This window comes from Rhodococcus sp. G6(2025), assembly GCF_058628105.1.
Map to the genome: position 1 here is coordinate 4,795,739 of NZ_CP179750.1, position 22,792 is coordinate 4,818,530.

At 66.8% G+C, this 22,792-nt stretch carries 20 protein-coding genes; 9 read left to right on the forward strand and 11 right to left on the reverse strand.

Going from position 1 to position 22,792, the window contains the following annotated elements; all coding sequences use genetic code 11:
* Positions 1-134: 134 nt before the first annotated feature.
* From ACLIVD_RS22000 to ACLIVD_RS22025, 6 genes are all read right to left on the reverse strand, one after another.
* Positions 135-2,198, reverse strand: coding sequence for a 3-hydroxyacyl-CoA dehydrogenase NAD-binding domain-containing protein (locus tag ACLIVD_RS22000; protein ID WP_491930659.1), 2,064 nt, complete (start codon positions 2,196-2,198; stop codon positions 135-137).
* Positions 2,199-2,215: 17 nt separating this feature from the next.
* On the reverse strand, positions 2,216-3,358 hold the full coding sequence (locus ACLIVD_RS22005) for an acyl-CoA dehydrogenase family protein (RefSeq protein ID WP_491930660.1): 1,143 nt from the start codon (positions 3,356-3,358) through the stop codon (positions 2,216-2,218).
* Between the two features lie 72 nt (positions 3,359-3,430).
* Positions 3,431-4,573: an ABC transporter substrate-binding protein gene (locus ACLIVD_RS22010; protein WP_491930661.1), complete on the reverse strand. Its 1,143-nt coding sequence runs from the start codon at positions 4,571-4,573 to the stop codon at positions 3,431-3,433.
* Positions 4,574-4,604: 31 nt separating this feature from the next.
* The gene (locus ACLIVD_RS22015; RefSeq protein WP_491930662.1) at positions 4,605-6,380 is read right to left on the reverse strand and encodes an ABC transporter permease; all 1,776 of its coding nucleotides are present in this window, start codon (positions 6,378-6,380) and stop codon (positions 4,605-4,607) included.
* Entirely contained in the window at positions 6,377-7,507 is a 1,131-nt protein-coding gene (locus ACLIVD_RS22020; RefSeq protein WP_491930663.1) for an ABC transporter ATP-binding protein, read from the reverse strand. Before ACLIVD_RS22020 ends, ACLIVD_RS22015 begins: the two co-directional genes overlap by 4 nt.
* 43 nt (positions 7,508-7,550) lie before the next feature.
* On the reverse strand, positions 7,551-8,939 hold the full coding sequence (locus ACLIVD_RS22025) for an MmgE/PrpD family protein (protein WP_491930664.1): 1,389 nt from the start codon (positions 8,937-8,939) through the stop codon (positions 7,551-7,553).
* A 226-nt stretch (positions 8,940-9,165) separates the two neighbouring features.
* On the opposite strand from ACLIVD_RS22025, the gene ACLIVD_RS22030 reads away from it, so the two are divergent.
* Together ACLIVD_RS22030 and ACLIVD_RS22035 are read left to right on the forward strand one after the other, a co-directional pair.
* Positions 9,166-9,873: a GntR family transcriptional regulator gene (locus ACLIVD_RS22030; protein WP_491930665.1), complete on the forward strand. Its 708-nt coding sequence runs from the start codon at positions 9,166-9,168 to the stop codon at positions 9,871-9,873.
* Between the two features lie 33 nt (positions 9,874-9,906).
* Complete coding sequence (locus ACLIVD_RS22035) at positions 9,907-11,070, forward strand: MFS transporter (protein ID WP_491930666.1); 1,164 nt, start codon at positions 9,907-9,909, stop codon at positions 11,068-11,070.
* 248 nt (positions 11,071-11,318) lie between these two features.
* Here the strand turns inward: ACLIVD_RS22035 and dmpG are convergent, their stop codons facing one another.
* From dmpG to ACLIVD_RS22050, 3 genes are read right to left on the reverse strand one after another with little or no spacing between them, the layout of a single operon-like run.
* Positions 11,319-12,347: a 4-hydroxy-2-oxovalerate aldolase gene (dmpG, locus tag ACLIVD_RS22040; protein ID WP_491930667.1), complete on the reverse strand. Its 1,029-nt coding sequence runs from the start codon at positions 12,345-12,347 to the stop codon at positions 11,319-11,321.
* Entirely contained in the window at positions 12,344-13,327 is a 984-nt protein-coding gene (locus ACLIVD_RS22045) for an acetaldehyde dehydrogenase (acetylating) (protein WP_491930668.1), read from the reverse strand. Before ACLIVD_RS22045 ends, dmpG begins: the two co-directional genes overlap by 4 nt.
* A gap of 5 nt (positions 13,328-13,332) precedes the next feature.
* Positions 13,333-14,163 (reverse strand): 2-keto-4-pentenoate hydratase, encoded by an 831-nt coding sequence (locus tag ACLIVD_RS22050; RefSeq protein WP_491930669.1) that lies wholly within the window; start codon positions 14,161-14,163, stop codon positions 13,333-13,335.
* Positions 14,164-14,310: 147 nt separating this feature from the next.
* Here ACLIVD_RS22050 and ACLIVD_RS22055 point away from each other — a divergent pair, with 147 nt between their 5' ends.
* A complete protein-coding gene (locus tag ACLIVD_RS22055) occupies positions 14,311-15,078 on the forward strand; it encodes an IclR family transcriptional regulator (protein WP_283351905.1) in 768 nt (255 codons plus the stop codon).
* A 61-nt stretch (positions 15,079-15,139) separates the two neighbouring features.
* Positions 15,140-15,883, forward strand: a complete 744-nt coding sequence (locus tag ACLIVD_RS22060) for an IclR family transcriptional regulator (protein WP_491930671.1) — start codon at positions 15,140-15,142, stop codon at positions 15,881-15,883.
* Here the strand turns inward: ACLIVD_RS22060 and ACLIVD_RS22065 are convergent.
* Positions 15,846-17,090 carry a multidrug effflux MFS transporter gene (locus ACLIVD_RS22065; RefSeq protein ID WP_491930672.1) on the reverse strand — a complete coding sequence of 415 codons (1,245 nt, stop codon included), beginning with the start codon at positions 17,088-17,090 and terminating at the stop codon, positions 15,846-15,848. The genes ACLIVD_RS22060 and ACLIVD_RS22065 overlap by 38 nt on opposite strands.
* Positions 17,087-17,938 (reverse strand): alpha/beta fold hydrolase, encoded by an 852-nt coding sequence (locus tag ACLIVD_RS22070; protein ID WP_477954870.1) that lies wholly within the window; start codon positions 17,936-17,938, stop codon positions 17,087-17,089. The genes ACLIVD_RS22065 and ACLIVD_RS22070 overlap by 4 nt, the downstream gene beginning before the upstream one ends.
* Before the next feature lie 197 nt (positions 17,939-18,135).
* On the opposite strand from ACLIVD_RS22070, the gene ACLIVD_RS22075 reads away from it, so the two are divergent.
* The 5 genes from ACLIVD_RS22075 to ACLIVD_RS22095 all read left to right on the forward strand — a co-directional run bounded on the left by ACLIVD_RS22075 (position 18,136) and on the right by ACLIVD_RS22095 (position 22,775).
* On the forward strand, positions 18,136-18,525 hold the full coding sequence (locus tag ACLIVD_RS22075) for a hypothetical protein (RefSeq protein WP_491930673.1): 390 nt from the start codon (positions 18,136-18,138) through the stop codon (positions 18,523-18,525).
* Positions 18,522-18,941 carry a hotdog family protein gene (locus ACLIVD_RS22080; protein WP_491930674.1) on the forward strand — a complete coding sequence of 140 codons (420 nt, stop codon included), beginning with the start codon at positions 18,522-18,524 and terminating at the stop codon, positions 18,939-18,941. Before ACLIVD_RS22075 ends, ACLIVD_RS22080 begins: the two co-directional genes overlap by 4 nt.
* Before the next feature lie 95 nt (positions 18,942-19,036).
* Positions 19,037-20,353 carry a Rieske 2Fe-2S domain-containing protein gene (locus ACLIVD_RS22085; protein WP_491930675.1) on the forward strand — a complete coding sequence of 439 codons (1,317 nt, stop codon included), beginning with the start codon at positions 19,037-19,039 and terminating at the stop codon, positions 20,351-20,353.
* 125 nt (positions 20,354-20,478) lie between these two features.
* The gene (locus ACLIVD_RS22090; protein ID WP_491930676.1) at positions 20,479-21,822 is read left to right on the forward strand and encodes a M20 family metallopeptidase; all 1,344 of its coding nucleotides are present in this window, start codon (positions 20,479-20,481) and stop codon (positions 21,820-21,822) included.
* Complete coding sequence (locus ACLIVD_RS22095) at positions 21,822-22,775, forward strand: DODA-type extradiol aromatic ring-opening family dioxygenase (RefSeq protein WP_054246825.1); 954 nt, start codon at positions 21,822-21,824, stop codon at positions 22,773-22,775. Before ACLIVD_RS22090 ends, ACLIVD_RS22095 begins: the two co-directional genes overlap by 1 nt.
* Positions 22,776-22,792: the final 17 nt, after the last annotated feature.

Consider the following 22,792-nt stretch of genomic DNA (forward strand, 5'->3'; position numbering starts at 1 on the left):
CCCTGTGAAGCGGCGGGTCATAGCCCGGGTAGAGCGATCCCCGCGGTGGGGGATGAACTCGTTGCCGCCGTAACCCGAAAGAGCCCGGTCCGGCCCCGATGATTCGGGGTCGGACCGGGCTCTGATCGTCGTTCTCAAGAACGCAGCAGGTCGAGATCTCCCTTGGTGAAGCCGTGCCCGGTGCGGGCTGACAGGGCGTCGAGTTCGTGGTCGAGGAAGCGGCGGTCCTGTCGCCCGACCCAGTGGGTGATCCCGCCCTCGTGGGTGGGGAATCCGTATCCGAGGGTGAGCATCAGGTCGATGTCCGAGGGCCGGTCGGCGATCTTGTCCGCGAGCAGGAGTGCGGCCTCGTTCGCCATCGTGACCAACGCGCGAGTGACGATTCCCTGAGAGGTGAACGCCGCTCGTGTGATGGCCTTGCGCTGCGAGGACTGCTCGATGAGGGCCTCGACCGTGCTATCCGGGTGTGGCGTGCGCGACCCCGGCTCGTAGTGAAACCAGCCGTCCCCGGTCTTCTGCCCGAATCGGCCCAGTTCACACAGCGCGTCGGCAACGTCCGGGTACCGTTCCCGGGGGTCGCGGGTGCCCGCTTTGCTCTTGCGCATCCGCCAGGCGATGTCGAGACCCGACATGTCCGAGACCGCGAAGGGTCCCATGGCGAAACCGAATTCGGTGAGAGCCGCGTCGATCTGTTGCGGCAGCGCCCCTTCTTCGAGCATGAGTTCGCACTGGCGGCGGTATGCGTTGTAGATCCGGTTGCCGATGAACCCGTCACAGACACCGGCGAGGATCGGCATCTTCTCCAGTACCTTCGCCGCGGTCAGTGCCACGTCCAGTGCTTCTGTCGAGGTCTTCTCGCCGCGAACGATTTCGAGCACGGCGGCCCGGTGGGCGGGGCTGAAGAAGTGCATCCCCAGCACCCGGGTGGGTCGGGCAACCGCAGCGGCGATCTCGTTGACGTCGAGGTACGAGGTGTTGGTCGCCAGCGGCACGTGCGGGCGCAGGACGGTCTCGAGCTGGCGCAGTACCGTTCGCTTGACCTCCATGTCCTCGTAGACGGCCTCGATCACCAGATCGGTTTCCTCGAGGTCGCGGATCGTTGTCCCGGCAGTGAGCAGGGAAAGATGATGCTGGGCGTCGGATTCGGTGAGTCGACCGCGAGTGACCATGCCCCGGTACGCCTGCTTCAGGCGTTCGGCGGCCGCGGCGGCCGCCTGGCGCTGCTGGTCGACGAGGACCACCGGGACACCGGCCTCGACGAAGGCGCGGGCGATGCCCGCACCCATCGTCCCGGCGCCGACTACGCCGACCGACTTCAGTTCTCGCGGCAGCGCGGGCCGGTTGGCTTTCAGGGCCGCCCGGCGCGCGAAGAAGAGGTGACGGAGCGCCGACGATTCGGTGCCGTTCCGGAGCCTGTTGAACTCCGCGCGCTCGTGTTGAAAGGCCCGGTCGGCCGGCGCGGAGCTACCCACGAGGATCGCGCCGACGGCGGCGACCGTCTGCGGCCGGGCCGCACTGCGCAGCGCCGTCGTTGCCACCTGCTCGACCTCACCGGGATCGGCACCGAGAACGGGCAGATTCCGCAGGATGCGCTTGCCTCGCAGCGCACGGGCGTAACGAATCGCCTCTGCGCGAAGAGATCCCGTGACCACCTCGTCGATCAGCCCTTCGCGGTGCGCCTGCTCCACGGGCACCCGCTCCCCCGAGGTGACCAGTTCGAGTGTGCGTGCCGGGCTGATCAGGCGCAGTGGCCGCTGCGTGCCGCCGGCGCCGGGAATCATGCCGAGCGTGATCTCGGGGAGCCCGACCACTCCACCGGCGAGCGCGATCCGGCCATCGCATCCGAGCGCGAGTTCGAAGCCGCCCCCGAGCGTGGCGCCGGACAGCGCCGCCACGACCGGTTTGGCACCGGCCTCGATGACGGCGATGACGGTCGGCAGTTGCGGTTCGGGGACCGAGCCGCTGAACTCCCTCAGGTCGGATCCGGAGACGAAGTTGGTACCGGCCCCGATGAGGACGATCGCGTCGACCTCGTCGTCGGCTTCGGCCACCTCGAGTCCGGACATCAGGCCCGCACGTACCGCAGCGCTGCTGGCGTTGACCGGGGGGTTGTCGATGGTCAGAACCGCCACCCGGTCTTCGACGGTGTAGGTGACCGGGATGGTGTCGAGGGAAGGTGTGGACACCTGCTGGGTCACGGAGTGTGTCCTTCTGCTCATCGACGCTGGCTGAAGCGGCGGCCGAAGATCTCCTCGGCGATCCGGTTCTTCAGGATCTCGATGGAGCCGCCGGCGATCATCCAGCCGCGGGTCCGTCGCATGCAGTATTCGACCAGAGACTCGGTGCTGTAGCCCAGGGCGCCCATGGCCTGCATGGCCTCGTTGGCGGCCTTGAACCCGGCTTCGTTGGCGGCCAGCTTCGCCACCGAGGTCTCGTAGGCCGAGGGCAGGCCGGCAGCGGCGTTGCGCACGGCCCGATCGAGGAGCAACTCGGCCGAGTCGAGAGCGACCGCGACCTCGGCGAACTTCCACTGCAAGCCCTGGAATTCGTTGAGGGTGCGGCCGAACTGGGTGCGTTCGCTGACGTGGTCGCGGGCGAGGTTGAACGCGAGACGGCCGAGAGCGAGAGCGCGGGAGGCGTTGCCGATGCGCTCGACGTTGAATCCGCTCATCTGCTTCTTGAATCCGCCCGGCCCGAGAAGGACGTTTCCCTTCGGCACCCAGCAGTCGTCGAAGTACAGCTGCGCCCACTGCTCACCGCTCATGTACGTCGACGGGGTTCCGAGGGTCAGCCCCTTCGTGCCGCGTTCGACGAGGATGGAGCCGATGTTGCCGGTGCCGGGTCCGAATCGGACGTACACCAGAAAGAGGGTGGCATCGACGCTGTGGGTGCCCCAGATCTTGGTGCCGTTGATCCGGTACCCGTCGCCGTCCTCGGTGGCGCTGGTGGTCAACTCCGTCGCCGCCGACCCGGCCTCGGGCTCACTCATCCCGAGACCGATGAGGGTCCGGCCCGCGATCAGATCGGCCAGGTACTTGTCCTTCTGCTCCGGTGTTCCGAACTCGGCGAAGGTGCGGATGGCACCGAAGTTGCCGGCCTGCAGAATGTCTGCGCTCTTCGGGCAGACCATCGCCACTTCCTGGATGACGGCGACCGCATCGGCCAGTCCAGCGCCCTGGCCGCCGTCCTCGGCGGAAATGGTCAGCCCGAGCAGGCCCTGGGCGCCGAGGAGTTGGGCGATATCCCAGGAGTAGTTCGGGTCGTGGGCCCGTGCGAGCGCCCCGTCGGCGAGATGGCGCTGGGCGAACGAGCGCACCGAGTCGAGCAGGGCCTCACGTTCGGTCAGTACGGCGGTCATGATCACTCCTAAGTCAATACTCTATAGAGATTGTGGTAGGGATAACGGCGGAAAATCGTGCGGACGGCCTTGTCAGCCCATGTAGTTGAAGGCTTTCTTCCACATCTCTTCGTCACGGACCGCATACTGCGCGAACTGCTCCTCGGTGAAGAGGTGAAACTGCGGTGAGTTCGCCTGCGGCAGCTGGTATTCACCGGCCTTGACCGGTGCGATGTCGGTGCGGGCGGGAACGAATCCCTGTGCGGCGGCGAAGCTCTGGCCCGATTTCGACATGGTCCAGTTCATGAAGACCTTCGCGGCCGGGCTTTGCACGCCCTTGGCGGTCATTCCCATCAGGTTCTCCGACCCGGAGATACCCTTGTCCGGGATGACCAGCTTGATCGGGGCGCCGGCGAGCTGGGCGGCGAAGGCGTTGTTGAAACTCAGTGAACCGATCGCGATCTCGCCGCGGGCGAGGGCGTCGACTTCGGTGGAGGTGGAGTCGAAGATGCGGGGGTTCTGCGCGCCCTGCGCCGTCAGGAAGTCTTCGCCGAGGGTCTCGATCTGGAAGTGCGCGAGGGCGTTCAAGGTGCCGCCGGTGGTCACCGACACGACGCCGAGCTTGCCGGAATAGCGTGGATCGGTCAGGTCCTCCCACTTGGTGGGCTGGTCGTCCTCGATCATCGCGGAGTTGTAGCCCATGGCGTTGACGAAGTAGTAGCAGTTCACGAAGGTGTCGCGGACACCGGTGTTCTGTTGGACGAGCAGGGCGTGGAACGGTGTCTGGTAGGGCACGAACACGTTCTGTTTCTCGAACTCGCGGGCGACCCTGGGGTCGGTGATGCGGATGATCTCGGCGGGCAGCTGGCCGGCTCCGTGTTCGGAGAGCGCTCGCTCGGCGAGTTTGTTGGTGGGCAGGCGGGTCAGTTCGATCTTGATGCCGGTTTCCTGCATGAAGCGGGCCGCGGTGAGGTCTTCGGCTTCCTTGCCGGTGCCCGAGTACAAGATGACGGTGTCGTTCTTGGCGGCGTCGTAGAGCTGCTTGTCGGCGACGAGTTCGCCGTCGATGCGCAGGCCGTCGGAGGTGTCGACGGCGGACGGCGGGAGGAGTTCGCGCGCCTGGTCGTCTTTTCCGCCGTCGGGTGAGCCGCAGCTGGTGACGGTCAGGATGGTCGCGGCGGCCAGGGCGGCCGTGGTGAGCCACCGGCGCACACCGGGGCGTGTGGTGCGGCGCATGGTGTTCCTTTCGGTGTTCGAGGGGGTTCGCTCAGGCACCGCCGGCTCCGTTCTTGGCGCCGAATCGGCGGGGCAGGTAGCTGAGGATGAACATGATGGCGCAGTAGATCAGGGCCATCGCCGACGCTTCCTGCAGTGCGCCGCCGTTCTCGAACTGGTCGTAGATGGCGATCGAGAGGATGCGGGTGTCGGTGGTGTAGAGGAACAGCGGCACGGTCAGCTCGCGCATGCTCAGCATGAGCAGGATCAGGAAGGTCGAGGACACCGCGACGCGCAGCAGGGGGATTGTGACGTAGCCGATGGCGCGGGTGCGGCGGGCGCCGAGGAGCACGGCGCTGTCCTCGAGGTCGCGGTCGGTGGCCTGGATGGCGGCGGCGATGCCGCGGAAGCCCTGAGGCATCTGCACCGCGACGAAGCCGATGATCAGCACCCACAGGGTGCCGTAGACCGGGACGGGCATGACGAGCCACGTCCACAGCAGACCGATGCCCAGCACGATCGCGGGAATTGCCAGGGGCACCATCGACAGAGCCTCGAGGAGGCCGCGGGCGTAGGAGCTGGTGCGGTAGACGGTGTAGCCGACCAGGAACGCGAGGATGGTGCCGCCGAGCGCGGCGAGCAGGGAGACGATCACGCTGTTGGTCGCCGCGGTGGTGAACACCTCGGAGGTGAACACGTGGGCGAAGGAGGTGGTGTCCAGGGCGCCGGGCTCGGTCAGGCTGGCGAAGGACTGCATGTACGGGGAGCTGCGGATCGCCGAGAGGAACAGCGCCAGCAGCGGCAGCACGATCGCGAGGAGGAAATACACAAGGGCCACAGCGACGACGGGTGCCTTGAATCGTCCCAGGGGCAGGGTGCGGGCCTTGACGCCCTTGCCGGAGACGGTCGTGTAGGAGCGGTTGGCGAGGATCCGCCGCTGCACGAGGGTGATGGTGATGACCGCGGCCACCAGCACGATGGCAATCACGGAGGCTTCGTTGCCGCGTGAGGGTGAGGTGTTCATCAGTCGGTAGATGAACGTCGGCAGGGTGTCAATTTGTCCGGGCGTGGCCAGGACCTGCGCCACGGGGAAGTTCTCCAGGATGAGGATGAACATCAGGAGGCCGGATCCCAGAATGGCCGGCAGGGCCAGGGGTGTGGTGACCGATCGGATGGTGTGCCAGGTCGATCCGCCGTGGACGCTGGAGGCGTCTTCGAGGTCGGGATTCATCAGGGACATCGAGCTGTGCATCAGCAGGAACGCGTAGGGCGCGTAGTACATCGCCATCACCATGACGACGCCGCCGATGGAGTACACGTTGACCGGGCTGCCCATGCCGAGGTCGCGGAAGGCGACGTTGATCAGGCCGGCGCCGGGGCTGCCGAGTAGTGACCAGGCCAGCGCGCCGACGTAGGACGGCAGGAACAGCGGCATGAGACCGATCAGAAAGATGAACCCCTTGCAGGGGACATTGGTGCGCGCGGTCACGAAGGCCAGGAATCCACCGATCGCCAGGGCCAGCAGAGTTGCCGAGAGCGCAATGACGAGTGAGTTGATCGTGGCGCCGATAACGCCCGCTTCGGTGAGAACCCGGATGTTCTGCAGAGTCAGATCGAGGCCGATGCTGCCTGGTCTCGGTACCTCTTTGCTGAATGCCGCGAGGAGGACGAATCCGGCGGGGACCAGCACCAGGAAGGCAACCACCGCGAGCAGTGGCAGGCTTGCCACCTTTCCTCGCCGGCCGATGCGACGGGCGCGTCGCCGCGCGGGTGCGGGCGGCCGGGGTGTGATCGGTGGTGCCGGCTCGAGCACGCTGGTCGAACTCATGCCGCCACCGCCTGCGGAATGTCGCTGACCGGTGCCTCGTTCGGGAGAACCTTCACCCGGTCCGAATCGATAGAGATCGACACCCGGGCGCCGGGTGCGAAGGTCCCGACGGCGGGCGGTGCGCAGATGGCGTCGAGTGGCAGGCCGCTGTCGGTGCGCACCTTGCAGCGGATGGATGCGCCCTGGAACACCGCAACTTCGACGGTGCCGCTGAGGTAGTTGGTGTCGGCGCCGTGACGCACCTGGTCGGTCGGTTGTTCGAGCGTCACCGCGATGTCCTCGGGGCGGATGCACACGCTGGCAGCAGCGCGGGGAACGGGGTAGGTGCTCCGCAGGGTGATGTCGTGGTCGGTCAGCTCCAGTGAGCGAGGGGTGGACGAGGGCGCAATGGGGAAGATGTTGGTCACGCCGAGGAAGCCGGCGATCGATGCGCTCACGGGAGATCCGTAGATCTGCTCGGGGGTGCCGAGTTGGGTGATGCGGCCTTCCTGCATGATCGCGATCCGATCGGCCAGCGCGAGCGCCTCCTGCTGATCGTGTGTGACATACAGGCTGGTCAGGCCGCGTTCGGTTTGGATGCGGCGCAGTTCGACGCGCAGGTCGTCGCGAAGGCGGGCATCGAGGTTGGACAGTGGTTCGTCGAGCAGGAGCACGCTCGGCGACATTGCCATCGATCGCGCCAGCGCGACTCGTTGCATCTGTCCGCCCGACAGCATGCTGGCTCCGCGTTCGGCGAGGTGCGCCAGGCCGACGATCTCGAGGACTTCGAGGGCTTGGCGGCGGCGGTCTGCCCGGGCGATGCCCTTCATCTTCAAGGGGAACGAGACGTTTTCGAGGACTGTCTTGTGGGGCCAGACCGCGTACGACTGGAAGACCATGCCGACGTTGCGTTTGAACACCGGGACGACTTTTCCGCTGGCGCCGTCGAATACGGTGCGGTCTCCGATGGAAATCCTTCCACCGGTGGGCGATTCGAGTCCGGCGATGCACCGCATGGTGCTCGTCTTTCCACACCCGGACTGGCCGAGCAGGACCACCGATTCGCCGTCCGGAATGGTCAGATCGAGTCTCTTGATCGCGACGAAGTCGCCGTAGGCGAGTTCGAGATCCTGTACTACAACCTCCATGAGAGGTCCCTTCCTAGTGGAGCGGGTGAATGGGCCGGTGGGGTTATCGGGGGTCGGCGTTGCGGACGGCGGCGTCGAGGAAATCGAGGAACTCGAGGGACTCGAAGTTCCACGACGACTCGATCAGGTTCTTGGCGCCGTCGACACCGATGACGGGCTCGACCAGAGCACGGGCCTTGCCTTCGAGGTCGCTGTCGGACAGCGGGTTCGACGGTTCGCCGTAGGGCTGTTCGACCCGGTGCTGGTATCGAGTGCCGTCGTTCATGACGACGGTGACATCGGCCGGGCGGCCGGACTTCGGATATGCCGCGTCGGCGGCGTCGTCGAGGATGACCTCCACCTTGGTCATCAGGGCCTGTACCGCGATGTTCGAACGAGAGTCTTCGCGGAAGTCGGTCAAGGTCACCCCGCCGCGGAGCAACGCGACGGCGACAGTGAACGGAAGGCTCAACTGTGCTTGGAGGATGGTGTCGAGCTCTCGTCCGGCATGCCGGGTGGCGATGGCGAACGTGCCGACGGTGACCGATGCGATGCCGGCTGGATCGATGCTGTGGGTTTTGACCAGGTGAAGGGCCGCGTCGATCGCCCCGTGCAGGTGACGGCAGCACGGGTACGGCTTGACGTAGGTCTCGAGCAGCACCCACTCCTCCCCCAGGCCTCCCAGGAGGATCTCAGGGTCCCAATCGGCGCCCTCGACTCCCGCGTAGGCGGCGAAGTATCCGTCTTTGCCTTCGAGGATCGTGGTCGGGCCGGTCAACCCTGCCTGCGCGAGATCGGCGCTGGTGATGCCGTCACGGGCGGCCTTGCCGGGATGGAATCGTTTGATCTCCGCCGACTGGCCGAGGAATTCGAACAATCCGCTCGCGTGTGAGCCGGCGATACCGAGGGTGTTCGCCACTCCGGTGACGTCGAGCTCGAGAAGTATCGCGACCGCGGCGGCGGCCCCGAACACACCCGCGATGGCGGTGTTGTGGAAATGCCGGTTCCGGGTGGCCGGGTGACCGGCCGCGGCGATCCGGCAGGACAGTTCCATCCCGATGGCCGCCGCGGTCAGCACACGGTCCCCGCTGATTCCCTTCTCCTGGGCGACCGCGAATACCGCTGGGAAGATCACCGAGGTGGGATGCATGCTGCCGGGTGTGTAGCCCTCATCGGTCTCGATGCCGTGCCCGTTGGTGCCGTTGATCAGGGCCGCACCCAAGGCGGAGCTCCGGCCGTGACCGATGGCGGTCGCCGTGGTGCCGGGGTACATGCGGTGCACGTGCTCGCCGACTGCCCCGGACACCGCACCCGGCGAACTGGCAACAACACCGGCGAGGTGATCGAGCAGAAGCCGCCTGACGTGGTGATCCATCGCGTCGGGCAGCGGACGACCCTGCTGGGCGACGATCCACTCGGCAATGTTCCAGGTCAGGCGATCAGAGGAGGTCATGGGGTCTCCATCAGTAGGTCCGGGCCGCGATCCGAGAAGCCCCGTGGAGGCTCCGATCACATCGGCGTGTCTGCGTGACTCAAGTTACATACTCTATAGAGTGTTGTCTACTATCGATAGAACCGCCTGAATGCGCACATTCCGGTTCGGGCTGATAGACACTATGGAGTACAGAAAATAGAGTCGCGGTTCTTCGCTGCTCGGTTCGCTCCCGAAAGGAGCCGTCATGACGTCGAGTGACATGGGAGCCGCTCCTCCGGTGAGCCGGACGGAGTACGTCGCCGAGCGACTGAAGCAGGATGTCGCCTCCGGCGCGATCAAACCGGGCGAACTGATCAAGCAGACCGTCCTGGCGAAGCGGTACGGGGTCAGCGCAACCCCCGTTCGGGAAGCGATGCGACTCCTGGCAGCCGACGGGGTTCTGACCTATTCCCCCCACAAGGGTGCCTCCGTGCGGGAGATGACGCCCGAGACCGCCCGCGATCTGTACCGTCTGCGGGCCGCCGCCGAACGCGAAGCCACCGTGATGGCGGTCGAGCGAATGACGCCGGCAGGGCTTGAAGCGATCAAGGAAAAGCACGCGGCCCTCGACCGGGCACAACGCGACGGCACCGCGAGCGCGGCCGAGCTGTCCCTGATGAACCGCGCGTTCCACTTCGCCATCTACAGTCAGACGTCTCCGCTGGTCGTACAACACATCGAGCTGCTGTGGTCGAGACTTACACCCAGCACCACCGTGTGGCGGCACCCGCCTGACGCCCACGAACTGGAAAAGGATCACGACCAGATCCTCGAGGCCCTCGTTCGGAAAGACGCCCAGGCCGCCGGCGACTTCATGGCACAGCACATCCAGCGCGCCTACAAGATTCGGGAAAGCCAACCCGAACTACGCGCAGCCGGATCGGACGAGCGCGAAGACTTCGGGAATGCCTGAGTTCGTGAGGCGCCGAGTCCCTTCTTCTCACTCGTGAAGTCCTGGTTCGTCTCCCTCTGCCTCGTCACCGCCCTCCTGCAGGCGGTCTATGCGGCTGTCCGAGTGATGATCTCGTACCGCGCCCTCGAACTCGGCGGTGACGGCGCGACCGTCGGGATCCTGACCGCCTTGTATTCGCTCGTACCACTCGTCGCAGCGATTCCCATCGGGCGGGCCGTGGACGGAAGGCACGCCGCCGCGGTATTGCGCCTCGGGGCGGCGATCTCCGTCGCAGCGGTCGTCGCGATCCTCCTCAGCACCGACCTGGTCGTGCTCGCCCTCGGCGCCATCCTGCTCGGATTCGGCCACATCCTGACCCTGGTATCCGGCCAGGGATACGTACCGCTCATGTCCGAACCCGACCAGTACGACCGCCGATTCGGCGGGCTGACGGTCTGGATCTCCGTCGGACAGTCCATCGGCATCCCGGTGGCCGGCATCATCGCGTCCCGCAGCCACGAAGGACACGTCGACACCACCGGCTCCCTGCTCGCGATGCTGGTGCTCGCCACGCTCGCGGCCGCAGCGAGCCTCTCGCCGCACTTTCGTATCCCCACCGCGTCGCACCGGAGATCCGCATCGCCCGCGCGGCAGTCCACGATGTCCATGCTGTCCACCACCGGCATGCGCCCCGCCGTGTTCAGCAGCCTGATCGTGCTCACCTCGATGGACCTGACCACCGCGTACCTGCCCGTGCTCGGGGAGCAGTACGGGTTCTCCGTGCTGACCGTGACCGCGATCCTCACCGCTCGCGCGATCGCCGCGATCGTCTCCCGCATGTTCCTGACTCAGCTCCTCCATCTCGCTCCGCGCCGGTGGTTGCTGATCTCCGGCACCCTGTGTTCCGCGTTGCCCGTCGCCCTCATCCCCGCTGTGCCCCAACCGATCGTCGTCGCCATCCTCATGTCGGTTGCCGGGTTCTTCTGGGGCCTCGCCCAGCCCCTCACCATGACCTGGGTCGCCGGACTGGTCCCGCCCCCGAACCGCGCCTCCGCGCTCTCCATCCGGCTGACCGGCAACCGGCTCGGACAAGTCTTCATCCCGCTCACCGCCAGCGCAATCGCAGGCTCCGCCGGCGCCGACGCCGTATTCGTGCTGACCGGCGGGCTCCTCGCCGGGGCGGCGATCTCGACCTGGCTGGCGCTCGAGAGAGGCTGACATTTGCTCTCTCGCCCACCCCACTCGGTCGATCGAGCAGCTCGCCTTCATCGTTGCGCCGCAACCGAACCGCGTTTCCAGAACGGTTGTGGCAGTCCTGGCTCGACGAGGGTCACCGAGCAGAGCGCGATGCCCGCGTACCCGTTCCGACGTCATGGCGCGCACCTCGGCGTCGCCGTTGCATGCTCGTGCGAACCGGCGGCTCACTGGGCGGTGAGAGTCCGAATCTCCCTCCACCGCAGCCGGACTCAGCTCGCTGCGGGCTCAGGGTTCGTGGCGAGCAGGTCGAGGGCGATATCGACGATGAGGTCTTCCTGTCCGCCGACGAGGCCGCGGCGGCCGACCTCGAGGAGGATGGTGCGCACGTCGATGCCGTACCGCTGGGATGCGGCTTCGGCGTGCCGGAGGAAGGACGAGTACACGCCGGCGTAGCCCAGGGTGAGGGTTTCCCGGTCGACGCGCACGGGCCGGTCCTGCAGCGGCCGGACGAGGTCGTCGGCGGCGTCCTGGAGGGCGAACAGGTCGCTGTTGTGCTTCCAGCCCTGCAGGTCCGCGACCGCGATGAACGGTTCGATCGGGCAGTTGCCGGCGCCGGCGCCGTGCCCGGCCAGCGAGGCGTCGACCCGGGTGACACCCTCCTCGACGGCGACGACGGAATTGGCGACCGACAGTGACAGGTTCTCGTGCGCGTGGATGCCGATCTCGGTGGCCTCGTCGAGCACGTCCCGGTAGGCGCGGACCCGGTCGCGGACGCCGTCCATGGTCAACCGGCCACCGGAGTCGGTGACGTAGACGCAGTGCGCGCCGTAGGACTCCATGAGCTTGGCCTGGGCGGCGAGCTCGGGTGCGGTGGTCATGTGGCTCATCATGAGGAAGCCGGAGACGTCCATGCCGAATTCCCGGGCTTTGCCGATGTGCTGGGCGGCGACGTCGGCTTCGGTGCAATGAGTCGCCACGCGGACGGACCGCACGCCCAGTCGGTAGGCGTGTTCGAGTTCGGCGATGGTGCCGATGCCGGGCAGCAGCAGGGTGGTCAGCCGGGCGTGGGTGAGGTTGGCGGCAGCGGCTTCGATCCATTCCCAGTCGGTGTTGCTGCCGGGGCCGTAGTTCAGCGAGCCGCCGGCGAGTCCGTCGCCGTGGGCGACCTCGATGCCGTCGACACCGGCGGCGTCGAGCGCGGCCACGATCTTGCCGACGTCGTCGGGGGTGATGCGGTGGCGGACGGCGTGCATGCCGTCGCGGAGGGTGACGTCTTGGATGAACAGCCTGGTGGTCATCGGGTGGCTCCCTGGGTTGCCGTCGGGGCGGCGATCGTGTCGGCGACGGACTCGGCGTAGCGCACCGCGGCCGAGGTCATGATGTCGAGGTTTCCGGCGTAGGCGGGCAGGTAGTGGGCGGCGCCTTCGACCTCGAGGAACACCGTCACCTGGTGGGTGGGGGCGGCCGTGTCCCCGGAGGCGAGCAGGGTGTGCACGGGTTGGCCGTCCGGGACCGGGGTGATCTGGACCTGTTGCTTGAGTCGGTAACCGGGCACGTAGGTCGCGACGTGGTCGACCATCGTCTGGATCGAGTCACGCACCTTGTCGTGGGTGGCCGGGTCGGGGGCGGCGATCAGGCACAGGACGGTATCGCGCATGATCAGCGGCGGGTCGGCCGGGTTGAGGATGATGATGGCCTTGCCGCGGCGGGCGCCGCCGACGGTTTCGATGGCGTGGGAGGTGGTTTCGGTGAACTCGTCGATGTTCGCGCGGGTGCCCGGTCCGGCGGACTTCGAGGCGATGGAGGCGACGATTTCGGCGTAGGCGACCGGTGTCACGCGGGAGACGGCGGCGACGATCGGGATGGTGGCCTGACCGCCGCAGGTGACCATGTTGACGTTGGTGGCGTCCCGGTGTTCGTCGAGGTTGACCGCCGGCACCACGAACGGGCCGAGGGCGGCCGGGGTGAGATCGATCAGCCGTTTGCCGAGCGGTTCGAGCAGGGCGGCGTTGGCGGCGTGCGCCTTGGCGGAGGTGGCGTCGAAGATCACGTCGATCTCGTCGAAGTTCGGCAGCTGAAGGAGGCCGTGGACGCCGTCCGAGGTGGTGGGGACGCCGAGGCGGCGGGCGCGGGCGAGCCCGTCGGAGTCGGGGTCGATGCCGACCATCGCGCCCATCTGCAGGACGTCGGAGTGGCGGATCACCTTGATCATCAGGTCGGTGCCGATGTTGCCGGATCCGATCACCGCGACGGTGACCTTACGGGTGTTTACGCTCATGGTGCTCACTCCTGGGTGAAGGTTGCGGTGACCGATCCGAGACCGGTGATGTCGGCGCGGACGGTGCCGGCGGTGTCGATGACGGCCATCGGCCCGAGGGCGCCGGACAAGATCACCTGCCCGGCGCGCAGTGGTTGACCGAACTCGCGTGCGGTGCGCGCGAGCCAGGCCAGCGCCCGCACCGGGTCACCGAGGCAGGCGGCGCCGGTTCCGGTCGACACCTCGGTGTCGTCGATGAACATCTGCATCTGCGCGGCGACCGGGTCGAAGGAGTCGAGGGTGCGCCGGTCGGCGCCGAGGACGAACAGCCCGCTCGACCCGTTGTCGGCGACGGTGTCTCCGAAGGTGATGTCCCACCCGGCGATTCGGCTGTCGACGATCTCGAGGGCGGCCACCGCGTAGTCGACGGCGGCGCGGATCTGCGCGTCGTCGAGCGGCCCGTCCACCAGATCGTGTGCGAGGACGAACGCGATCTCCGCCTCCACCTTCGGCTGCAGCAGCCGCGACAGCGGGATCGAGGTGGTCTCCTGGCAGCGCATGTCGTCGAACAACACACCGAAGTCCGGTTGGTCGACGCCGAGCTGCTGCTGGACCGCCGGGGAGGTCAGGCCGATCTTGCGGCCGACGACGCTCGCGCCGGCGGCGATTCGGTCGGCGACGATCCGCTCCTGGACGGCGTACGCGGCGGCGACGTCGTCGGTACCGATCAGGTCGCGGACCGGGGTGCACGGCGTGGAAGTTGCGGCGGCGGTGCTCAACCGCTCGGCGGCCGCGGCGACCGCGTCGGCGGAGGCTCGCGCCGTGGGGGGCAGGCTGGTGCCCTGAGGTGTGCTCATCTGACTTCCCGATGTGATCGTGGGGAATGGACTGTGGGTTCCACTGTCGCCGCCGGGCGACCACCCGCCAAGCATTGCGTTCCACTGAGCCGAACACAGGTCGTATCGTGGGCGTGAGCGCCGGCGGCAACGGAGGTGATGTTCGCAGTGTCCGATCAGGAGTTCGACCGCACGACGGTGCTGGGCAAGGTCATGATGGTGCTGCACGCGTTCACCATCGACGACTCGACCCTGTCGCTGGCCGAACTGGTCCGGCGGACGTCCATCCCGAAGGGCACGCTGCACCGGGTGCTCACCGACATGGTGGCGGTGCGGATGCTGGACCGCACCGATGCCGGTTACCGGCTCGGCGGCTCCCTGTTCGAGCTGGGCATGCGGGCGTCGGTCGAGCGCAGCCTGCTCGAGGTGGCGATCCCCTTCATGGAGGACCTCTATGTCCGCACCCACGAAACGGTGCACCTGGGCGTCCTCGACGGGACGGAGGTCGTGTACCTGTCGAAGATCGGCGGCCATCGGCAAGCCAGCGCACCCTCGAGGATCGGGGGCCGGATGCCGGTGCACTGCACCGCAATCGGCAAGGTACTGCTCGCCCACGCCGACAGTGCCCTCCGAGAACAGGTGCTCTCCGCTCCACTGCCCCGCTACACCCCGCGCACCATCATCCTGCCCGGACCGCTGCGCACCCAGCTCGACCGCATCGCCGCCGAGGGCATGGCCTACGAATACGAGGAATCCGCAACCGGAATCGTGTGCGTAGCCGCCCCTGTCCGCGAGAGCGAGGACGTCGTCGCCGCGATCAGCGTGACAGGCCCGTCCCACCGCTTCCGGCCGGACAACCACACCAGCTCGGTCCGCGCAGCCGCAGAAGAAATCGGAGCCACCTTAGCGCGGCGATCAAGCCTGCTTCGGAAATGAAGGCCGGGGGTATGCTCGACTGGCTGGTCCGCTGAGTGGACCCGCCTGTCGGAGGATGTACATGAACGCGTCGTTGCTGGGAAAAGTGCGACTGCTACTCGACAGCTTCGATGCGGAGTCGGGAGCGCTGTCGTTGACCGAGCTCTCACGTCGGAGCGGGGTGGCGAAGGCGACCGTGTACCGACTTGCCGGGGAGATGGTCCAGATCGGGCTCCTGGAGCGGGTCGGAACCGACTACCGGCTGGGACTGCGCCTCTTCGAACTCGGCCAGCTGGTCCCGACGCAACGCATCATCCGGGATGCCGCGGTTCCGTTCATGCAGGACCTGCATACTCTCACCCTCGAGACGGTGCACCTGGCGATTCGGGACGGCCTCGACGTCATGTTCGTGGAAAAGATCTCCGGTCACCGCAGCGCCCGGCTCCCATCTCGGATCGCCGGCCGATTGCCGATCGAGGCCACGGCGACCGGTAAAGCAATTCTCGCGTACTCGCCATCGAGGGTGTTCGACGAGGTGGTCGCTCGTGGGTTCGCCCCCCTGACGACTCGGACCGTTGCCTCGGCTCTCCGCCTTCGCCGGCAACTCGATCGGGTCCGTACAGAGGGTTTCGCGTTGGAGGTCGAGGAGGTCGGAATCGGTATGACCAGTATCGCGGTACCCGTCTTCACCGGTTCGATGGTGGTCGGTGCGGTAAGCGTGACCACCACGACGTCGCGGATGAATGTCGGACGGGTGGCGAAGCCGTTGACGGCTGCGGGATCGAACATCAGTCGTGCCCTCCATGGCGTGGCGCGTTCGGCCTGACACCGAACCCGAGCGAGAGAACGGCAAGGACAGCGCACCCGGTCATCGTGACGGCCACGGCGAGCGCGGTGTTCCCCAGGACGCCGACGACCGGGGCCACCACGGCGGCCGTACCGAACTGCGCGAACCCGACGATTGCCGCCGCGGTCCCGGCCGCGTCACCGTGCCGGGTCAATGCCAGAGCCGGCGCATTCGGCATGACGAATCCGGTGGCACACAGTAAGGCCAGCACCGGCACCGCGAATCCGGCGAATCCCACAGTGCCATGAAGAGCCACGGCGACGAACATGACTCCAACGACGACGCTGACGGCGAGCGCGACGATACAGATCCGCACGGGAGACCAGCGGTCCAGCAGCCGCACGTTGACCTGGGCCGCCCCGATCAGGACCACGCCGCCGACCGCGAACGCCACTCCGTACACGGTCGGATCCAGTTCGAACTCCCTCTGCATGACGAACGAGGATCCGGCGATATACGCCCACAGGACCGCACGGCCCAGTCCACACACGAGGACGAGCGTCATGAAGCGGCCGTCGCGGACGAGCCGGGTGTAGGTCCGGAGTGCAGGGGCAAGTCCGCGTCGGCTCCGGCGCGAGGGCGGAAGCGTTTCGGGCAGTGCAACGGCACCGATCAGCATCAACAGAGCCGCGAGCACCGCCAGCACGAGGAACACACCGTGCCACGACATGGTGGTCATGAGGATTCCGCCGATGCTCGGCGCCAGGATCGGGGCCACACCCATGACCAGCATCAGATGGGAGAACATGACAGCAGCGGCGCGGCCCGAGAAGAGGTCCCGGACAACGGCTGTCGCGATGACCGCAGTCGCCGCGGCGCCCACCCCCTGGACAGTCCGGAACGCCTCGAGCACCGTGATGGTCGGCGCGAAATAGCACGCCACGGACGCGACGACATGGACTGCCGTGCCCAGCAGGAGTGGGCGACGCCGACCGTAGCGGTCGGAGACCGGGCCGATCACCAGTTGTCCGAGAGCGAGACCGATCAGCGTCCCGGTCAGTGTCAGTTGCACCGTCGACTCCGAGGTCTCGAAGTCGACGGCGATGGCTGGTAGTGCCGGTAGATACATGTCCACGGTGAACGGGCCCAGTGCGGTGAGCACACCGAGGACGAGGACGAGCTGGATGCGTTTCGTCCCGACGGGTGGTGCGGGGATCAGCTCCGAGCAAGCGCTGCTCGTGGTCACGGGTGTCGCTGTTCGAGGAATCCCGTAACGAGCGAGTAGTAGTCGTGCGGACGTTCCTCCTGCAGGTGGTGGGACGCGCGGTCCATTATGTAGAGGTGGCCGTGCTTGATCATTCGGGCCAGCATCAGCGGATAGTCCGGCGTGAGGAAGGCGTCGTGCATTCCCCACGCGAACAGAACCGGTGCCTCGATCATCCCGAGTTCGGTCGTCAGATCCTGCCAGTCCCCCCGCGGATTGTCCGATGCCGCGGCCAGCGCCATCTCGTCGGGATCGAGACTTTGCCGGTACCGCATCTCGAGCGTGTCGTCCGGCAGATGGTCTCCGTCGAACCATTCGAGGCGAGTGATCAGTTGCCGCATCTTCTCGCGGGTGGGACCGTCGCCGCCGTAGTACACGTCCCGGGCGTTGCGGCCGCGTCGGCCGTCCTCCGGCAATGGGGCGAGCGGTCCGTAGAAGACCGGCATACTTCCGGTGATCACCAGAGCACGCACCCGGTCGGGGTATTTCGCCGCGAGATTCAGTGCGATCGTCCCGCCCCAGGAATTGCAGACGAAATCAGCTCGGGCGATGCCGAGTTCGTCGAGGAGGGCGACCATCTTGGCTGCGTGGAAGTCCCACATCGGTCCGCTGATGGTGCATTTGTCGGACTTGCCGTACTGGAGGATGTCGACGAGCACGGCTCGACGATCGTCGGCGAAGAGTGGTGCGACGGGTCCGAAATCGGACCACGCCGTGCAGCCGGGGCCGCCGCCGTGCAGGAAGATCGTTGGAGACCCCTCGCCCATGTCGTGGTAGTGGAATTTCACACCTGCGGCGGTGACGTACAGACTGTTCGGTGGATGTGCCATGACCACACCTGACCCGATCGGCGGCGGTGGCGGAAGCATCTCGGTCCGCTGGACGGTCCGGGACCGTGGTGATGCCGCCACACCGGATCTAGCGTTCGCCCATGCGAACTGGTCTAGATTCAGCCTTCGAACGCGCGTGCCGGATGATCGGCACCACCACACACCGCCGCCTCGGGGAAGTGCGTGCAGCAGAGTCCGTGGCGTTCGCGCGGGCGTCGGCGGAGCACGATCGTCGATTCCTCGACCCCGGCCGGGAAGACTTCCGGGTCCACCCGATGTACCTGCCCAGCCTGCTGCGAGGACCTGACGGCGCCGACACCGCTGAGTATCGCCCCGACGGCATGTTCGCCGATGAAGTGCCCGGCACGGCCGGGCTGGACGTGCGCCTGTTGGCGGGAGGGCAGACCATAGAGTTTTGTTCGACTCCCCCGCTCGGCGTGCCCCTCGAGGTCACACGCACCGTGAACGGTGTCGACTGGAAGGACAGTGATGGCGGTGAGTTCCTTCTGATCACCGTGTCCAAGACCTACCGCGTCACGGGATCGGTCACGCTGGCAATTGTCACGGAACGGTTCATCGTCCGATGACGCCCAGTGGCGGATGGATGGTCGGCGATGCTCTCGAACAGGTTGCGCTGCAGTGCGATCTGGTCCGGATTCTACGTTTCGGTGCAACCACCCACAATGCACACAGCATTCACTACGACACCGACTACGCCCGTGCCGAGGGCCTTCCCGACCCGGTGGTGATGGCTCAGCTGCAGGGGACGCTGTTCTTCCGGGCCGCCGCCCGCCTGGCCGGCGAGGTCGGTGCGGTGACGTCCGTGACGTGGCGCAACCGAGCACCCGCCCCCGTGGGGTGTGTCCTGACGGTCAGCGGAACCGTCACCCGGATCGAGGGTGACCGGATCGAGGTCACCCTCGTCGAACACGCCGACGACGGGGCATTGTGCGCTGAGGGCAGCGCGGTGATCACCACGACACCTCGATCGTCACGACGGTGAACCCGGTCTGCTGAGCGAACCGGATTTGTTGAGGTGCGGGACGATCGATCGGAAGATCTCCTGCATCACTTGATCTCATCTCGAGAGGACTTCACATGACTGGTGTCGAGGCGCCGGAGAACTCGCAGGTTCTCCCGGAGAGGCCGCGCGCGGCCGGTCGGCAGGACTGGACCGCCTGGCCTCGATACAACGAGGCAGGCAGTGGTTACCGCGGATACTGGTACCCGGTGACGTGGGCGAACCATGTAACAGGTGAGCCGACGAGCTACACCATCTGCGGCGAGAAGCTCGCGCTCATTCGCGACGCGGGCAAGGTCTACGCACTGCATGACCGCTGCCCCCATCGTGGCGTCCCGCTGTCGGAGGGCGATCAACAGTTCCCGGGGACCGTCAGCTGTCCCTATCACGGGTGGACGTTCCGGCTCACCGACGGCAAACTGGCCGCCGTCATCACCGACGGGCCGGATTCGAAGATCTGCGGCAAACTGTCCGTGCAGACCTACTCGGTGGAAGAACGCCTGGGCCTGGTCTGGGTGTACATCCCGATCGGCAACGAGCCCGTGCCGTCGATCGACGAGCAGTTGCCCCGTGAGCTCGTCGAGAACGAAGGTGTCGTCGGGGGCCGGATCCAACCGCGGGGCGGCAATTGGCGCTTCGCCTGCGAGAACGGATTCGACGAAGGGCATGCGAAGTACCTGCACCGCACCGCGTTGTGGCGGTTGTTCAAGCCGATGCCGACGTGGAACATCACCAGCATCGTCCCCGAAGGCCGGTGGATCTACCGGGTCCAAGAGGAGGTCTACTGGGAGGCCGAATTTCCTGGCGTCGGGAAGTGGACGAACAAGCGCTGGTGGAAGAAGAAGCCCGACGAGAGCCAGATCTCGCAGATCGGCAACGTCGGCGCCGGCGTGAAGGTGAATCCGGTGATCGCAGCCCAGAACTTCCCGGGCTTTGCCTCGTTGTCGATGCCGGGTGTGCTGCGGATCGCCTATCCCAACTTCATTCACTACGAGTTCTATGTTCCGGTCGACGAGGATCACCACCAGTACGTGGGACTCATGGCCAACTTCGAGACCGGGGTGAGGAGGCTCGGCTTCCACGCCAAATACCTCGGTGCCGTGCGGTGGCTGTTCCACGGCCAGTTCTCGGGCCAGGACGAGTGGATGGTCCGCGTCACCGACGCTCCGCCGGAGAAGCTGTACCGACCCGACGTCTCGCTCACCACGTGGCGCAATCTCGCCGAAGAGGAATATGGGGAGAAGATCGCGGCTGCAGTCGCTTTCGCGCCGGCAACATCCGATCGACCGGTTCGTGAGCGCCGTGCCTCCGCGGCGCGGAAGACTGCGCAGCCGGCGACATCCACCGAGTCGGCCAATGGGGCGAGCGCACCCACTGCGGCCGACGCCGACTAGAGGAGAATTTCGATGTTCAAGACTCTGACCGGCGTGACGTTCGGCGTCCTGCTCGCCACCGGCGTGCCGAGGGCATGGCGTTTCGTCGCCGCACGCAGCAACACCCAGGTTCACCGGATCAACTCGTGACGGCCGCAACCGCAACCCCGCTCGCGGGCCTCGACGAGCAGCGCCGTACCTGGACCGAACAGGCGTCGGCGACGGTCGATCGTGCGCGATTGCGGGAGTTGATCATCGGCCTGGTGGACATTGCCAGCCCGACCGGCGACGAAGCGCCACTCGCACAACACATCACAGAGACGTTCACGGCCAGCGGCATCGAAGCGCACACGATGGATCTCGACGACCGCCAAGCCAACTCGTGGGCACGGTTGCGCGGTGACGGGTCGGGGCCGGACCTCATGCTGTACGCCCCGATCGACACGGTCACCAGTGGCAACAGCGAGGAAGACCTGCCCTGGGCGGCGGAGACTCTCCGTCCCGACATGACGCCGCGGGCCCACAGCCAGGATGACTACGTCATCGGCCTCGGTGCGTCGAATCCCAAGGGACATGCCGCCTGCGTAATGGCGGCGATCGAAGCAGTGCATGCTGCGGGGATACCGCTCACCGGTGACCTGGTCGCGGCTTTCGGGGCCGGCGGAATGCCGACGAATCCTCGCCCGGGCGTGGGAAACCCGCGCCGCAACACCGGCCAGGGCGTGGGCTGTTCGTTTCTCCTCGAACAGGGAGTCTGCGCAGATTTCGCGCTCATCGCCAAGCCCGGGTGGACGGTCTCCTGGGAGGAGGTGGGCCTGGCCTGGTTCGAGGTCACCGTGCACGGCACCCACACTTACGTCGGATCCCGGCACCGACTGCCGTACCGCAACCCCGTCGCGCTGGCGGGCGAGGTGGCAGTACGCCTGGAGCAATGGTTCCCGCAGTACTCGCAGGCGCACCGGAACGGCCTGGTGCTTCCCCAGGGCATGGTCGCGAACATCCGGGGTGGGTGCGAGCGGACCGCCTCGTTCACCCCTGCTCAGGTGCGGATGATGGTGGATCTGCGCCTGAGCCCACGGACCACACCGACCGCCGCCAAACGCGAGCTGGTCGACGCTGTGCGGCGGATAGCCACCGAACTGGACGCCCGCATCGACGTGGAGCAGATCCTATCGATCCCGGGCGAGTCGTCCGACGAGCGGATGTGGCTCTGCCGCAGCGCCGTAGCGGCTTGGGAGGCGGTCGAGGGTCAACCGCACCGCCCGGTCCGCGACGGCAGCGGCGCCACGGACGCGAACATCCTGCGCAACCGGGGAATCCCGACTGTCCGGGTCGGCATGCCCAAGGTCGTGGACGCACCGTTCGAGGTGGACTTCGCCATGGGCATGAACACCGTCGATCTGGCCGAGGCCGAGAAGCTGACCCGATACCTGATCCGTGTTGCCGTCGATACGGCGACCCGCACACTCGAGGAAGTAGGAGCAGGCTGATGGCCGAGATCGTCTTGGGGGTGGGTGCGTCGCACAGCACCCTCATGAACACCCATTGGGAGGAAACGACACACAAAGCCGAGGCGGAACGCTTCCGGGAGGCGCTGGTCACTGCGCGGGAGCGGATCGCCGCGGCGCGGCCAGACGTGGTGATCCTGCTGGGGTCGAATCACTTCAGAGGGTTCTGGCTCGATCTCGTTCCGCCCTTCACGCTCGGCGTGGGCGAGTGCATCGCGAGCGGCGAGTCGGGTACCCCGAAGGGCCCGCAGCGTGTCGACGCGCACCTGGCCGGCCACCTCGCCGCGCAGGTGGTGGAGAGCGGACGGTTCGATCTCGCATTCTCCGCCCGCCTGCAGATCGACCACGGGCAGTCGCATGCCATCCAGTACCTGCTGGCGGACCTCGACGTGCCCATCGTGCCTCTGGTCGTCAATGTCTTCGCACCACCGCTGCCGACCTTCGGGCGCTGTGAGGCGCTCGCACACGCGCTCCGCGCGGCGCTCGACTCGTATCCGGAGGACAAGCGGGTGGTCGTGATCGCGTCCGGTGGTCTGTCGCACCGGCTGCCATGGCCGGACTGGCGTGATCCGCACGGTGAGGACGACGACTTCATGGTGCAGGCCTGGCTCGACGGTCGCGAGAACTGGTCGGACTACGACGTGCGCCGGCGGGAGATCATCCGCGCAGCCGAGGCGGCCATCTCACCGGAGTTCGACGACCGGATCCTCGATCTTTTCGAGACCGGCAAGGCGGCCGAACTCGCGGAGTTCTCGACCGACGAGGTCGACACCGAGGCAGGTAACGGTGCGCAGGAACTCCGCACCTGGCTCATGATGGCCGCGATGGTGAACTACGTTCCCGCGGAACGCCTTGCCTACGAGCCCATGCCGGAATGGCTCACGGGGATGGGCGTCGTCGTCCTCGATCCCACCACTCGGCCGCTCGCGCCGTGACTCGTCAACCCTTCACA

Coding starts and splice junctions, on each gene's coding strand:
- ACLIVD_RS22005 (WP_491930660.1), bottom strand. CDS start 3,358: ATGACCGCCGTACTGACCGAACGTGAGGCCCTGCTCGACTCGGTGCGC.
- ACLIVD_RS22010 (WP_491930661.1), bottom strand. CDS start 4,573: ATGCGCCGCACCACACGCCCCGGTGTGCGCCGGTGGCTCACCACGGCC.
- ACLIVD_RS22015 (WP_491930662.1), bottom strand. CDS start 6,380: ATGAGTTCGACCAGCGTGCTCGAGCCGGCACCACCGATCACACCCCGG.
- ACLIVD_RS22020 (WP_491930663.1), bottom strand. CDS start 7,507: ATGGAGGTTGTAGTACAGGATCTCGAACTCGCCTACGGCGACTTCGTC.
- ACLIVD_RS22025 (WP_491930664.1), bottom strand. CDS start 8,939: ATGACCTCCTCTGATCGCCTGACCTGGAACATTGCCGAGTGGATCGTC.
- ACLIVD_RS22030 (WP_491930665.1), top strand. CDS start 9,166: ATGACGTCGAGTGACATGGGAGCCGCTCCTCCGGTGAGCCGGACGGAG.
- dmpG (WP_491930667.1), bottom strand. CDS start 12,347: ATGACCACCAGGCTGTTCATCCAAGACGTCACCCTCCGCGACGGCATG.
- ACLIVD_RS22045 (WP_491930668.1), bottom strand. CDS start 13,327: ATGAGCGTAAACACCCGTAAGGTCACCGTCGCGGTGATCGGATCCGGC.
- ACLIVD_RS22050 (WP_491930669.1), bottom strand. CDS start 14,163: ATGAGCACACCTCAGGGCACCAGCCTGCCCCCCACGGCGCGAGCCTCC.
- ACLIVD_RS22060 (WP_491930671.1), top strand. CDS start 15,140: ATGAACGCGTCGTTGCTGGGAAAAGTGCGACTGCTACTCGACAGCTTC.
- ACLIVD_RS22070 (WP_477954870.1), bottom strand. CDS start 17,938: ATGGCACATCCACCGAACAGTCTGTACGTCACCGCCGCAGGTGTGAAA.
- ACLIVD_RS22080 (WP_491930674.1), top strand. CDS start 18,522: ATGACGCCCAGTGGCGGATGGATGGTCGGCGATGCTCTCGAACAGGTT.
- ACLIVD_RS22085 (WP_491930675.1), top strand. CDS start 19,037: ATGACTGGTGTCGAGGCGCCGGAGAACTCGCAGGTTCTCCCGGAGAGG.
- ACLIVD_RS22095 (WP_054246825.1), top strand. CDS start 21,822: ATGGCCGAGATCGTCTTGGGGGTGGGTGCGTCGCACAGCACCCTCATG.